A 12862-nucleotide genomic window follows, 5' to 3' on the forward strand; every position below is an offset into this window, starting at 1 on the left:
TTCCCTCCCGGCGGCGCAGCGGATGATATGAGTTTTCACGTGTTCGTTTCTGTTGGTCGTTTCCACGACCAAAGGGGTCCGGCGGTAGCCGGACCCCTTTGGAGGCGGATCAGAATCTCAAGAGTCCTAGAGATCTATTTTTTGACGATGTCGTAGTAACGGACCACGCCGCGCCAGTCAAGATCGACGTTGCTGACCTTGGTGCTCCAGGCGACCTGGGTTGCGGTGTTCCACAGCGGAACGTTCGGCATGTCCTTGAACAGTACGGTCTGCGCCTCGTTGTACTTCTTCGCGGCGTCATCCTGGTTGGCGGCGTTGAGGCCGTCGGCGAGCAGCTTGTCGAACTCCGGGTTGGAGTACTTCTCGTAGTTCGAGCTGCCGTTGGTGCCCAGGACCGGAGCCAGGAAGTTGTACATCGACGGGTAGTCGGCCTGCCAGCCGGCACGGACCAGGCCGGTCAGCGTGCGGTTCAGGCGGTCGTCCAGCATCGTGGCGAACTTCGGGTACGGCTTGCCTTCGGCTTTGATGCCAAGGTTGTTGACCAGCTGGTTGGAGACTGCGTCGACCCATTCCTTGTTCCCGCCGTCGGTGTTGTAACCGATGGTCAGTGCCTTGGAGTTGTCCCAAGCCTGGATCTTGTCGGCCTGGGCCCAGAGGTCCTTGGCCTTGGCGGCATCGAACTTGAGCACATCGGAACCTTCGACGTTCTCGCTGTAACCCGGCAGGCCGGAAGGCGTGAAGCCCTTGGCCGGGGTGCGGGTGCCGTTGAAGATCACCTTGATGATTTCGTCCCGGTTGATCGCCATCGAGATGGCTTCGCGGCGCAGCTGGCCGGCCTGGCCCTGGAACTCCGGCAGGTAGCCCGGGATGTTCAGGGTCGCGTTGGCCGCGGAGGCCTTGTTCAGCGCGCGGTCCGGCAGATCGGTCTGGTAGGTGCGCAGTGCGTTCGAGGGGATCACGTCGAGCACGTCGAGGGTATCGCCCTGGACGTTGGTGTACGCCGGGCCGGGATCGGTGAAGAAGGTGAAGTTGATGCCGCCGTTCTTGGCCTTGCGGGGTCCGTCGTAATCCGGGTTCTTGACCAGGTTGACGCCCTTGTCATGCTGCCAGGCATCTGCCGAAGCCAGCTTGTACGGGCCATTGCCGACCGGGCTGTTGCCGTAGGTCTTCGGATCCGCGATCGCCTTCGAAGGCATCGGGTAGTACGCCGAGTAACCCAAGCGCAGCGGCCACTCGGGGTCCGGGGAGGAGAGCTTGACGGTCAAGGTGCTGTCATCGGTCGCGGTCAGGCCGGACATGGTCTGCGCCTTCGGTGCGGGCTTGGCGTCCTTGCCAGTCCCTTCGGTGGCGCTGACGTCGTCGAAGCCTTCGATCGAGGAGAAGAAGTCCGCGTTGCTCATCGCGTTGGTGCTCAGCGAAGCGAAGTTCCAGGTGTCCACGAAGGTCTTGGCGGTGATTGCTTCACCATCGGTAAACTTGGTGCCGCTCTTGATCTTGATCGTGTAGGTCTGCTTGTCCGTGGTGTCGATGCTCTGCGCCAGTTCGTTGACCGGCTTGCCGTCTTTGTCGTAGCTGCGCAGGCCCTGAAACAGCATGTCCACGATGCGTCCGCCGAAGACTTCGTTGGTGTTGGCCGGGATCAGCGACTTCTGCGGCTCGTTGCCGTAGGCCGAGATGATCGCGTTGGCATCGCCGCTGGCATCGGAATTGGTGCTACCGCCACCGCTGCCGCCGCAAGCGGTCAAAGCGAGTGCTGCAACCGCAGCGATGCCAATTGCTTTGGATAGATGCGTAAACCGCATTCTGCCTCCTAAATTTTGGATACGAGGTTGGTCATCGGCACCCCCTCCAATGACCGCTCCTGGGCGCAGATGTGACCTGTGCTACAAGAACATATGGACCAAACTATAGCGCCAAGCGGCCGAGCAGGGTAATTAATGCGTCGATCGTTAGCGAAAAGTTAGCGAAGTCTGTGTTTTGGCTGTTGCGAAACTGGGTGAGCGTCCGGAGCCCACGTTCGCGGCCGAAAGCTGGGCCGGTGCGCTGTGGCCCAATTTCCAAAGGCGGAAGTGGAGCTGCTGTGCTTGTCACAGTGCCGGGCGACTTCACGCATAAGATGATGCATCAGTGCACCAACGGGACCCCTAGCTGAGATGGCGCGATGATGGAGCAAGAAAAGCCTCGACTGAAGCAGGCCGCAGTCGTGATCAACCCTAGTAAGAGTTCGGCGGAGTCATTTACCGCGGAGTTCAACGCTTTATGCGAATCGGAAGGCTGGGCGCCGCCGCTTTGGCTGGAGACCACGGTCGATGATCCAGGCGTGGGGCAGGCCCGTGACGCGCTTGCCTCAGGGGTTGACCTGGTGGTCGCCGCCGGTGGAGACGGCACTGCCCGTGCGGTGGCCGAGGTGCTCTCCGGAAGCGAAACCCCGTTGGGAATCGCCCCGCTTGGTACCGGTAACCTGCTGGCGCGCAACTTGGCGATCGACGTGAACAGTCCGACCTCCGCGGCTGGCTGGTTGCTCAACGGCGAGCTCAAAAAGATCGATATCGTCAAGGTGCGGTTGGACCACGCGGCAGATGAGAAGACCTTCCTGGTCATGGCCGGGGTCGGATACGACGCGATCATCATGTCGGATACCGACGACGAGCTCAAAGACCGGGTCGGCTGGCTCGCCTACGTTGAAGCCGGAATCCGTCATTTGCCCGGCCGACCGGTCAAGGCAACGCTGACCATTGACGGGAAAGTCGTCATGAAGCGCCGGGTCAGAAGCATCATGATCGGCAACTGCGGGAAAATCATGGGCGGGATAGAAATCTTCCCGGGTGCGAAGATCGACGACGGGGTTTTCGACGTGGTGGTCTTGGCCCCGACCGGCAGATTCGGTTGGTTGAATGTCCTCGGTGCAATATTCAGCCGGCGGAACGCCAATCAATCAGTGGGCCAGTTCACCGGAAAATCGGCGGAAATCCAGTTGGAGCGGGCGCAGGAATGCCAGCTCGACGGGGACGCTTGCGGTGAAACCCGGCAGCTAGAAGTGCGGATTGAACCACTGGCCTTGAACGTGAAAATTCCTGGCTGAAGTCCGGCCCCGCTTTCCCGGGTGGAAAGTGGGCTGCAGCATCGCAGCTCACTTTCCACCCTTGGAAGTGGAGCTGCGGCGAGAAGTATCGAAACGCAAGAAGCCCCTCACCGTGAAGTGAGAGGCTTCAAATCGTGCGGGCGAAGGGATTCGAACCCCCAACCTTCTGATCCGTAGTCAGATGCTCTATCCGTTGAGCTACGCCCGCAACTTACTGGCCAAAAGGCCGAAGACAACTGTAGCGCGAAAAGGCACCAGTCTTCAAATCCTCGGGTTCGGGCGGAACCGCGGCCAAGGAGGTGTTGCGGCTCAGCCGCCCGCGGTCACCACCTGCGCGCTGGTCCCGCCGCGGCGCTCCGTTTCCCCGACCGCGGTGATTTCGGCTGCAGCCCCGGCGCCCGGAGGGCTGAATTCCAGGGCTGCGACCACTCCGATGGTCGGCGGGGTCACGCTTGCCGGGTTCTGGTCGGGGGTCGGGGCCACCACGAATTTGTAGCCGGCGGCTTTGGCCTGGTCTGCTTCCGGCAGTTTCTCGAACGCCGGTTCGATCAAAGTGGTGGCGCCGTTGCGCTGGGATGCGCGTGGTGCGGCGACCGCATCTTGCAGCGACATGCCGAGGTCGATCCGGTTCATCAAGACCTGCAGCACCGTGGTGATGATGGTCGAGCCGCCGGGGGAGCCCAACGCGAGGTAGGGCTTCCCGGCTTGGAGCACGATCGTCGGGGACATCGAGGAGCGGGGCCGTTTGCCCGGTGCCGGCAGATTCGGATCGTCGGCACCCGGTGCCGAGGCGGCGAAATCGAAGTCCGTGAGTTCGTTGTTGAGCAGGAATCCGCGTCCTGGAACCAGAATTCCGCTGCCGCCGTAGAAGTTGATGGTGTTCGTGTAGGACGCGACATTCCCCTCGGCATCTGAGACCACGAAATGATTGGTCTGTTGGCCTTCGGCGGTTTCGACGCCGCTGGCCACCGGAACGGAACAATCCGTAGCGGTCAACGACCCGGCCGGCTGCGGTGCGGGCAGCGCTTTCGCCGGGTCGATCAAACAGGCCCGGGACTTCGCGAAGCCTTCGGAGAGCAGCACGTCGTCGGGAACTTTGACCGAAGCCCGGTCGCCCACGTAGGCGTTGCGGTCGGCGAAGGCCAGTTTGCTGGCTTCCAGGAAGCGCATCGTGGCGACCGCCTTGCTTTCGTCCTTGAGCGGGAACTGCTCCAGGATCTTCAGTGCCTCGCCCACGGTCACCCCGCCGGATGACGAGGAACCCATGCCATAGACGTCCAAGCCCCGGTAGCTGCTGCGAATCGGATCCGCGTCCAGTGCCTGGTACGAGGCGAGATCAGCCATGGTCATGTTCCCGATGGAAGCGGATTTGCCCTCGGCCACCGGTGGTTTGGTCACCGCATCGACCACTGCCTGGCCGATTTCGCCTTTGTAGAAGGCGTCGGTGCCCTGATCTGCAATGGTCTGGTAGGTCCGCGCGAGGTCGGGGTTCTTCAGCAGCTGCCCGGCGGCCAGGGGCTTGCCTCCGGGCAGGTAGGTGTCCGCGGTGTTTCGGAAGGTGCCGAAGGTTTTCTGCGAGTCCGCGATCTGGTTCTGCAATGCGGTGGTCACCGGGAAACCCTGGTCCGCTACCGCGATCGCCGGCTTCAGCGCGGAGCCGAGATCCTGCTTGCCCCAGCGCTCGATGGCCCGCTGCCACAAGGCGAGTTGGCCGGGAACGCCGACCGCGATGCCGCCGACGTTAGCCTGTTCCGTGCTGAGCGGTTTTCCGCTGCCGGGGTCCAGGAAAAGCGATGAAGTATCCGCTGCGCGGGCGGTTTCGCGTCCGTCGATGGTGCTGACTTGCCCGGTTTTGGCATCGTAGTAGACCAGGTACCCGCCACCGCCCAGCCCGGCCACGAACGGATCGGTGACGCCCAGCATCGCCGCTACCGCGACCGCGGCGTCGGCGGCATTTCCGCCGGATTTCAGTACGTCGATGCCGGCGCGGGTGGATTGCTGGGTATCTGAAACCACCGCGCCGCCGGTGCCCTGGGCGAAGGCCGAAAGCAGCTGCGCGGTCTCGATCGGCGCGGTCGCCGACGGGGCCGGGGCGGAACAGGCGACCAGGCCGGCGGCCAATGCGGCAGTCAGCACCGATGCTGAGGCGAGGGTCAGGGGTGAGCGTTTCATGGTCCTCCTCGACGAGTGTCCCGCAAGTAAAGCAGAGTGTGCCGACAGTTTGCCGAATGGGTCATCGCAAATTCTGAAAATGACCTTTGATCTAGACCGGTCTATGTGACCTTAATCACACAAGCTTGATCGAAAAGTGTCTCAATTCCTTGGAAACTCAAGGATCCGGCGCACTTTGGAAACGCCGAATCTGCAATCGCGGTGGGGGATCTGATCAATTTCCACGCCGCTGCGCCCTACTCTGAATGGCATTACCTGACCCAATGAAGGGAAGATCATGGGCCTCTCTGCAGAAACAGTTCTGGATACCGCACCCACGACCAATCGGCGTTTGCTCGATTGGGTGGCGGAGGTCGCCGAGCTCACCGAGCCCGATTCGATCTATTGGGTCGACGGCTCCGAGGCCGAAAACACCCGGTTGACCGAGGAACTGGTTGCCGCAGGGACGCTCACCAAGCTGAACCCGGAGCTCTTCCCGAATTCCTTCGCGGCGTTCTCCGACCCGAAGGACGTGGCCCGGGTCGAGGAGCAGACCTTCATCTGCTCGGTCAAGGAACATGACGCCGGCTTCACCAACAACTGGATGGAGCCCGCAGAAATGCGGACCAAGCTGAACAGCCTGTTCAAAGGTTCGATGCGCGGTCGCACGATGTACGTGATCCCGTTCGTCATGGGCCACTTGGACGCCAAGCGCCCCAAATTCGGCGTCGAAATCACGGATTCGGCCTATGTGGTCGCCTCGATGCGGATCATGGCGCGGATCGGCACCGAGGTGCTGCGCAAGATCGAAGAGCTGGATGCCTTCTTCGTGCCGGCAGTCCACTCGCTCGGTGCCCCGTTGGAACCCGGGCAGGCGGACGTGCCGTGGCCCTGCAACGATGAGAAATGGATTGTGCATTTCCCGGAAAGCCGGGAAATCTGGTCCTATGGCTCCGGCTACGGTGGCAACGCTTTGCTGGGCAAGAAATGCTACGCCCTGCGCATCGCCTCGGTAATGGCGCACGACGAGGGCTGGTTGGCCGAGCACATGCTCATTCTCAAGCTCACTTCGCCGGAACAGAAAACCTACTATTTGGCGGCGGCCTTCCCCTCCGCTTGCGGCAAGACCAACCTTGCGCTGCTCGATCCGACGATCAAGGGCTGGAAAGTCGAGACACTCGGTGACGACATCACCTGGATGAATTTCGACGACGAAGGCGCACTCCGCGCGGTCAACCCGGAAGCTGGCTTGTTCGGCGTCGCGCCGGGCACCGGTTGGGACACCAACCCGAACGCGATGCGCGCGATCGCCAAGGGCAACTCGATCTTCACCAACGTCGCTTTGACCGACGACGGCGGAGTCTGGTGGGAGGGCATGACCACCGAAACGCCGGCGCACTTGACCGACTGGCGGGGAAACTCCTGGACGCCGGACTCCAGCGAGCCCGCGGCGCACCCGAATTCGCGGTTCTGCACTCCGATCGATCAGATCGACATGCTGGCGCCGGAATACAACGAACCGGACGGCGTGCCGCTCTCCGCAATCTTGTTCGGCGGCCGTCGCAAGACCACGATCCCCTTGGTGACCCAGTCGCGGGATTGGACCAACGGCATCTTCATGGGCTCCACGCTCTCCTCGGAGACCACCGCCGCCGCGGCCGGTGCCGTAGGCGTGGTCCGGCGCGATCCGATGGCGATGCTGCCGTTCATCGGCTACGACGCCGGTGATTACCTCAAGCACTGGGTGGAACTGTCCAAGCAGGGCGATCCGGAGAAGCTGCCGAAAATCTTTTTGGTGAACTGGTTCCGTCGCACGGCCGACGGCGGCTTCGCCTGGCCCGGCTTCGGCGACAACTCGCGCGTGGTCAAGTGGGCGATCGAGCGGATCGAGGGCAAGGCCGACGCGGTGGAGACCCCGATCGGTTTCGTGCCGACGAAAGAATCGCTGGACCTGGAAGGGCTGGAGATCTCGGACGAGCAGCTTTCTGACGCGTTGCGTGTGGACGCGCTGGAGTGGGCCGCCGAGTCGGAGAGCATCGAGGAATGGTACCGGCGTTTCGGCGGCTCGCTGCCGGAAGAATTGCTCGGCGAACTCGAGGGTCTGAAGCAGCGCTTGGGTTAAGTGCACTCGGTTTCAGATAGCCGCCCGCCTTTCGGTGAGCCCTTTGCGCGTCAAAACGCTAACCGAAAGCCGGGCGGCTATCTGGTTTCGGCTGGAGAGTTACGCCGAGGCGAGCCAGAGGTCTGGTCCGAACACTTCGTAGTGGATGTGCTCCGGCTCGATGCCGAGATCGATGGCCTCCTGCCGAATCGCCCGCATGAAGCCCAGCGGACCGCAGAGGTGCAGGACGGCACGCGGCGGCAAGGCGACGTCCTTGAGCGACATCCGGCCGTGGTGGGCGCCCTCGGCGGGCTCTTCGAACCAAAGCTGCAGCTGACCATCGGGCAGCGCCGCGACATCCTGGCGCATCTGGTCCGCCAGGGCCCAGTGCTCCGCGCGCCGCTCCGTGTGCAGAGCCAGGACTTTCCGCGGGCTCTGCTGATCGGAAAGCGAGCGGAGCGTGGCGGCCATCGGAGTGCAGCCGATGCCCGCCGAGGCCAGGACCACGGGGCGGTCCGAATCGCCCAGGGCCACGTCCCCGGCCGGCGCGGAGAGTTCGATGACGTCCCCGACGTGGACGTCGTCGTGCAGGGCTCGGGAGACTTCCCCGTCGTATTTCACGGTGAAAGTCCGTTGCCGGCTGGATTCGGCGTCGGCGGAGAGCGAGTACTGGCGAGTCTGGTGAATGCCGTCGGCCATCCGGACTTTCACGCTGATGTATTGCCCGGGCCGGCCCGGTCGGGCGGCGGTGGCGTCGACCGGGTCGACGACGAAGCTCATCGCGTGCGTTCCGGCCGGGGTCTTGCGCACCACCCGCCAGGGCGACCAGACCGCGGCATTCCCATTGGCGGCATACAGCTGGGCTTCCCGGCCGGAGAGTTCTTCCGCCATGAGCCAGTACACCTCGGTCCAGGCTGCGGCGATCTCCGGGGTGAGCACATCGGCCAACTCAATCGCGATGGCGCCGAACAGGTAGTCGTACACCAGCTGGTACTGCTCCGGAGTGATGCCCAAGGAGACGTGCTTGTGCGCGATCCGCTCGACGAGTTGCTGCCCGCTGCGCTTCACAGGATCCATGGGCGCAGGATCCTTGAGCAGGTGCACGGCGTAGCCGGCGATCGCCCCGGCCAGCGCCTGGCGCTGCTCACCCGAACGCTGGTTGGCCCGGTTGAAGAGCCCGTCCAGGAGTTCGGGGTGTTCGCCGAGCATGGTGTCGTAGAAACGCGCGGTAATCGCGTCGAGCCGCGCGCCGACCAGGGGCAGCGTGGCTTGGATGATCGGACGTGAGGCCGGAGTCAGCATGGGGTTCTTTCCGTCGTGGTAGAAGACTAGCTTTAAATAAGCATTCAAAATACTTATTTAAAACTAGTCTTCTACCAGTCGTAGAATTAATCAAATCCGGCTATCGGATGCCGGGCAGACCCAGCAGCACCGGGCGCATCTGCGCCGGATGCGGCAGCTCGGCGATGACCACCTGGTCCAAGCTCCGATAAAACGCCTCTTTGGCCCGGTCGAGTGCCGATTGCAGGGTGCATTGGTGGTTCAACGGGCAATCGCCCTGGGCGCTCCGGCAGGCAGCGGGGAACTCGTCCTTGTCCAAGGAACGCAGCAGCCCGCCGACGCTGGCGGTCAAGCCGGAAGCGCTGATCCGGACCCCGCCGCCGCGGCCGCGGCTGGAATCCAACAAGCCGAGTTCGGCCAGTTTGAGCACGGCTTTGCTCACATGGTTGTAGGGCACGCCGACTGCTTCGGCGATACTCCGGGACGTCAGTTGGCGATCCGGGGTTGCGGCCAGAAGCATCAGGATCCGAAGGCTAGCGTCTTCGAAAACGCTGATCCGCATGGGCGGGCGAGCCTAGACGCGGACCAGCGTGAGCACCGCGTCGCGCAGTTCCTCCAGGGTCGGGCGGTCCTTGGCCTCGCCGTTGAAACGCAGGTAAGGCTCGGTGTTCGACGGCCGCAGGTTGAACCACCAGTCACCGGAATCCGCGGAGAAGGTCACGCCGTCCAATTCATCGACCGTGACGCCCTCGCGTTCGTACACTTCGCGGACTCTGCCGACCGCCGCCGATTTGTCGTCGATCTTGGAGTTGATCTCGCCGGAGGAAACGTAGGGTTCGTATTCGGCGCCGAGCTCGGAGAGCGGCAACGGCTGCTCGCCCAAAGCGGCCAGCACGTGCATCGCGGCGAGCATCCCGGTGTCCGCGTTGTAGAAATCGCGGAAATAGTAGTGCGCCGAGTGCTCGCCGCCGAATACCGCGCCTTCAGCTGCCATGACTGCTTTGATGAAGGAATGCCCCACCCGGGTGCGCACCGGCCGGCCGCCGTCGGCCAACACCAGCTCCGGCACCGCACGCGAGGTGATCAGGTTGTGGATGATCGTCGGAGTTTCTTCGCCGGCTGCACGGGCCCGGGCGATTTCCCGGCGGGCGACCAAGGCGGTGACCGCCGAGGGGGAGACCGGATCGCCCTTTTCGTCGATCACGAAGCAACGGTCCGCGTCGCCGTCGAAAGCCAGGCCGATATCTGCCCCGTGCGCGACGACGGCGGCCTGCAAATCGACCAGATTGGCCGGTTCCAGCGGATTGGCTTCGTGGTTCGGGAACGTGCCGTCCAATTCGAAGTACATCGGGATGATTTCCAGCGGCAATGCGGGCAGCAATTGGTTGCCCAGCACCGCGGGCGTGGTGAGCCCGGCCATCCCGTTGCCGGCGTCCACGACCACTTTGAGCGGACGGGAGCCGCTGAGGTCGACGAGCGAACGCAGGTAACGGGCGTAATCCTTGAGCACGTCGCGGACGCCCATCTGGCCCGGGTTTTCCACCGCGGGTATGCCGGACGCCAGGTATTGCGCGGTGAGATCCCGGATTTCGTTGAGCCCGGATTCCGAAGACAGCGGCACGGCGCCGGCCCGGGTCATTTTGATCCCGTTGTATTCGGCCGGGTTGTGGCTCGCGGTGAACATCGCCCCGGCCGCGTCGAAGTGCCCCGAGGCGAAGTAGAGTTCGTCGGTGGAAATCAGGTCGAGCAACTTGACGTCCGCACCGCGGAGATTCGCCCCGTGCGCGAAGGCCTTGCAGAATTCCGGTGACGACGGCCGCATGTCCCCGCCGACCAGGACGGTTTTCCCGGCGAGGTCCAAGGTGTCCACGAAGGCCGCTCCGATCGCCTCGACCATGGGCGCAGTGATGCTTTCGCCGACGATGCCGCGCACGTCGTAGGCCTTGAAAGACGCGGTCAGATCCAGGGTGTTCTCATTGCTCGTCACGGTACGAGCTTACCGGGTGGAGTTGTTGCTTTCATTCTTGTCGGCGTCGGCTGGAATACTTCAGAGCATGAATCCGCAGACCCGAACCGATGCCCGCGAACTCCTGGCGGCGCTGGTCGGCCGGCCGGATGCCGAATTCCACGACGGCCAGTTCGAAGCGATCGAGGCCCTGGTCGACGGCGGTCGGCGGGCCTTGGTGGTGCAGCGAACCGGCTGGGGGAAGTCCGCGGTCTATTTCGTGGCATCCCTTTTGCTGCGCCGCCGCGGCTCCGGGCCCACGCTGATCGTCTCGCCGCTCCTGGCCCTGATGCGGGACCAGGTCGCAGCGGCTGCCCGGGCCGGCGTGCGGGCGGTGGCGATCAACTCCGCGAACGCCACCGAATGGGATGCGGTGCGTGAAGCCTTGGCTGCGGATGAAGTCGATGTGCTGTTGGTGTCGCCGGAAAGGCTGAACAATCCGCGGTTCCGGGACGAACAGCTGCCGGATCTGATTCGCCGGACCGGTTTGCTGGTGATCGACGAGGCGCACTGCATTTCGGACTGGGGGCACGACTTCCGGCCGGACTACCGGCGGATTGCGGAACTGATCGGTCAATTGCCGAGCACGGTTCCGGTCCTGGCCACGACCGCGACGGCGAATTCCCGGGTGGTTGCGGACATCGAAGAGCAGTTGGCCGGAGGTCCGCGCGCAGACGGTGGCGTGCGCAGCGACGGCGGAGTGCTGACGATCCGCGGCCCCTTGGCGCGCAAGTCCTTGCGACTGGGCGTGCTCCGGATGCAGAACTCGCGGGACCGGCTGGGCTGGTTGTTGAGCCATTTGGCCGAGCTGCCGGGCAGCGGGATCATCTATACGCTGACCGTTTCGGCGGCCGAGGACACCGCCCGGTTGCTCGCCGAACGGGGCCACCAGGTTTTGGCCTACACCGGCCGCACGGACACCGCGGAGCGCGAATCGGCAGAGCAGCAGCTCAAGGACAACCAGATCAAGGCACTGGTGGCCACGAGTGCCTTGGGGATGGGCTTCGACAAACCCGATTTGGGTTTCGTGGTCCACCTGGGCGCGCCCGCTTCGCCGGTGGCCTACTACCAGCAGATCGGCCGCGCCGGCCGCAGCACCGAGAATGCCGACGTGGTGCTCTTGCCCGGCTCGGAAGACCAGGACATCTGGAAGTACTTCGCGACCGCGTCGATGCCGTCACAAGCCAACGCGGATGCGGTGCTGCAGGCCCTGGCCGAGGCGCCCGGGGCGATGTCCGTCGCCGCGCTCGAAGTACGGGTCGACGTGCGTCGGACTCCGTTGGAATTGCTGCTCAAGGTGTTGGCCGTGGACGGAGCCGTGGAGCGGGTTGCCGGCGGCTGGCGCTCGACTGGCCAGCCCTGGGTCTATGACGCCGAGCGTTACCGCAGGATCGCGCAGGCCCGTTTGGACGAACAAGACTCAATGCTGGTTTACGAGCAGACCGCGGGCTGCCGGATGGAATATTTGGCCGCGGCTTTGGACGATCCCACCGCTGCGCCATGCGGGCGCTGCGACAACTGCGCCGGGCGATGGTTTTCCGATGGGGTCGAACGCGAACAGCTCGACGCCGCCGCGCAGACCTTGCGCCGGGCCGGAGTGGTGGTCGAGCCGAGGGCGCAGTGGCCGTCTGGAATGGACCGGTTGGGAGTGCCGGTGAAGGGCAAGATCCCGGCCGAGCAGTCCTGCGCCGAGGGCCGGGCGTTGGCCCGGCTGACCGATTTGGGCTGGGGCGGTGCGCTGCGCGAGATCTTCGCGGAAGGTGCCGCTGATGCGCCGATTTCCGCGGAGCTGCTGCAGGCCTGCGTCGGGGTGCTGAAGGACTGGGCCGGGGAAGGGTGGTCCGGGCAGGATCTTTCCGCAGCCGGCGGCTCAGGCGGCAACCGGCCGGTTGCCGTGGTGTCGATTCCGGCCCGGGCCCGGCCGCTGCTGACCCGGTCCTTTGCGCAAGGTATCGCCGATATCGGCCGGTTGCCCTATTTGGGCGAGCTGAGCTTGGCACACGGCGGGCCGCGCGGCTCCCGGGGTGGCAACAGCGCCTATCGCCTCGCCGGAGTCTGGGACCGGCTGGTGGTCGGTCCCGAGCTGGCCGCATCCTTGGCCGAGCAGGGGGTCGTGGGCGGTACGGTATTGCTCGTCGACGATCTGGTGGACAGCCGCTGGACCATGACCCTGGCGGCCCGGGCGCTCCGCCAGGCCGGCGTCGGCGCCGTGCTCCCGTTGCTGTTGGCGCAGGCCGGCTGA

The 12862-nt window shown here is 64.1% G+C and carries 8 protein-coding genes and 1 tRNA gene; 3 read left to right on the top strand and 6 right to left on the bottom strand.

Features of this window, described 5'->3' with window-relative positions:
* Positions 1–134: 134 nt before the first annotated feature.
* A complete protein-coding gene (locus JOE69_RS10660; RefSeq protein WP_309798557.1) occupies positions 135–1802 on the bottom strand; it encodes a peptide ABC transporter substrate-binding protein in 1668 nt (555 codons plus the stop codon).
* 362 nt (positions 1803–2164) lie between these two features.
* Between JOE69_RS10660 and JOE69_RS10665 the strand changes: the two genes are divergently transcribed.
* Complete coding sequence (locus JOE69_RS10665) at positions 2165–3082, top strand: diacylglycerol/lipid kinase family protein (protein ID WP_374709695.1); 918 nt, start codon at positions 2165–2167, stop codon at positions 3080–3082.
* A 135-nt stretch (positions 3083–3217) separates the two neighbouring features.
* Here the strand turns inward: JOE69_RS10665 and JOE69_RS10670 are convergent.
* Both JOE69_RS10670 and ggt read right to left on the bottom strand, forming a co-directional pair.
* A tRNA-Arg gene (locus JOE69_RS10670) sits at positions 3218–3290 on the bottom strand.
* A gap of 101 nt (positions 3291–3391) precedes the next feature.
* Positions 3392–5254, bottom strand: coding sequence for a gamma-glutamyltransferase (gene ggt, locus JOE69_RS10675; protein WP_309798563.1), 1863 nt, complete (start codon positions 5252–5254; stop codon positions 3392–3394).
* A 277-nt stretch (positions 5255–5531) separates the two neighbouring features.
* On the opposite strand from ggt, the gene JOE69_RS10680 reads away from it, so the two are divergent.
* Positions 5532–7355, top strand: a complete 1824-nt coding sequence (locus JOE69_RS10680; protein WP_309798566.1) for a phosphoenolpyruvate carboxykinase (GTP) — start codon at positions 5532–5534, stop codon at positions 7353–7355.
* A 99-nt stretch (positions 7356–7454) separates the two neighbouring features.
* Here the strand turns inward: JOE69_RS10680 and JOE69_RS10685 are convergent, their stop codons facing one another.
* The 3 genes from JOE69_RS10685 to JOE69_RS10695 form a co-directional block, all read right to left on the bottom strand.
* On the bottom strand, positions 7455–8636 hold the full coding sequence (locus tag JOE69_RS10685) for a globin domain-containing protein (protein ID WP_309798568.1): 1182 nt from the start codon (positions 8634–8636) through the stop codon (positions 7455–7457).
* A gap of 100 nt (positions 8637–8736) precedes the next feature.
* Positions 8737–9177, bottom strand: coding sequence for an RrF2 family transcriptional regulator (locus tag JOE69_RS10690; RefSeq protein WP_309798570.1), 441 nt, complete (start codon positions 9175–9177; stop codon positions 8737–8739).
* A 12-nt stretch (positions 9178–9189) separates the two neighbouring features.
* Complete coding sequence (locus JOE69_RS10695) at positions 9190–10602, bottom strand: phosphomannomutase/phosphoglucomutase (RefSeq protein ID WP_309798572.1); 1413 nt, start codon at positions 10600–10602, stop codon at positions 9190–9192.
* A 67-nt stretch (positions 10603–10669) separates the two neighbouring features.
* Between JOE69_RS10695 and JOE69_RS10700 the strand changes: the two genes are divergently transcribed.
* Positions 10670–12862 carry a RecQ family ATP-dependent DNA helicase gene (locus JOE69_RS10700; RefSeq protein ID WP_309798575.1) on the top strand — a complete coding sequence of 731 codons (2193 nt, stop codon included), beginning with the start codon at positions 10670–10672 and terminating at the stop codon, positions 12860–12862.

Source organism: Arthrobacter russicus (assembly GCF_031454135.1).
GTDB classification, from domain to species: Bacteria; Actinomycetota; Actinomycetes; order Actinomycetales; family Micrococcaceae; genus Renibacterium; species Renibacterium russicum.

What these genes read in the sequence shown, in the direction of transcription:
- JOE69_RS10660 (WP_309798557.1), bottom strand. Translation starts at nt 1,802, where the DNA reads ATGCGGTTTACGCATCTATCCAAAGCAATTGGCATCGCTGCGGTTGCA.
- JOE69_RS10665 (WP_374709695.1), top strand. Translation starts at nt 2,165, where the DNA reads ATGGAGCAAGAAAAGCCTCGACTGAAGCAGGCCGCAGTCGTGATCAAC.
- ggt (WP_309798563.1), bottom strand. Translation starts at nt 5,254, where the DNA reads ATGAAACGCTCACCCCTGACCCTCGCCTCAGCATCGGTGCTGACTGCC.
- JOE69_RS10680 (WP_309798566.1), top strand. Translation starts at nt 5,532, where the DNA reads ATGGGCCTCTCTGCAGAAACAGTTCTGGATACCGCACCCACGACCAAT.
- JOE69_RS10685 (WP_309798568.1), bottom strand. Translation starts at nt 8,636, where the DNA reads ATGCTGACTCCGGCCTCACGTCCGATCATCCAAGCCACGCTGCCCCTG.
- JOE69_RS10690 (WP_309798570.1), bottom strand. Translation starts at nt 9,177, where the DNA reads ATGCGGATCAGCGTTTTCGAAGACGCTAGCCTTCGGATCCTGATGCTT.
- JOE69_RS10700 (WP_309798575.1), top strand. Translation starts at nt 10,670, where the DNA reads ATGAATCCGCAGACCCGAACCGATGCCCGCGAACTCCTGGCGGCGCTG.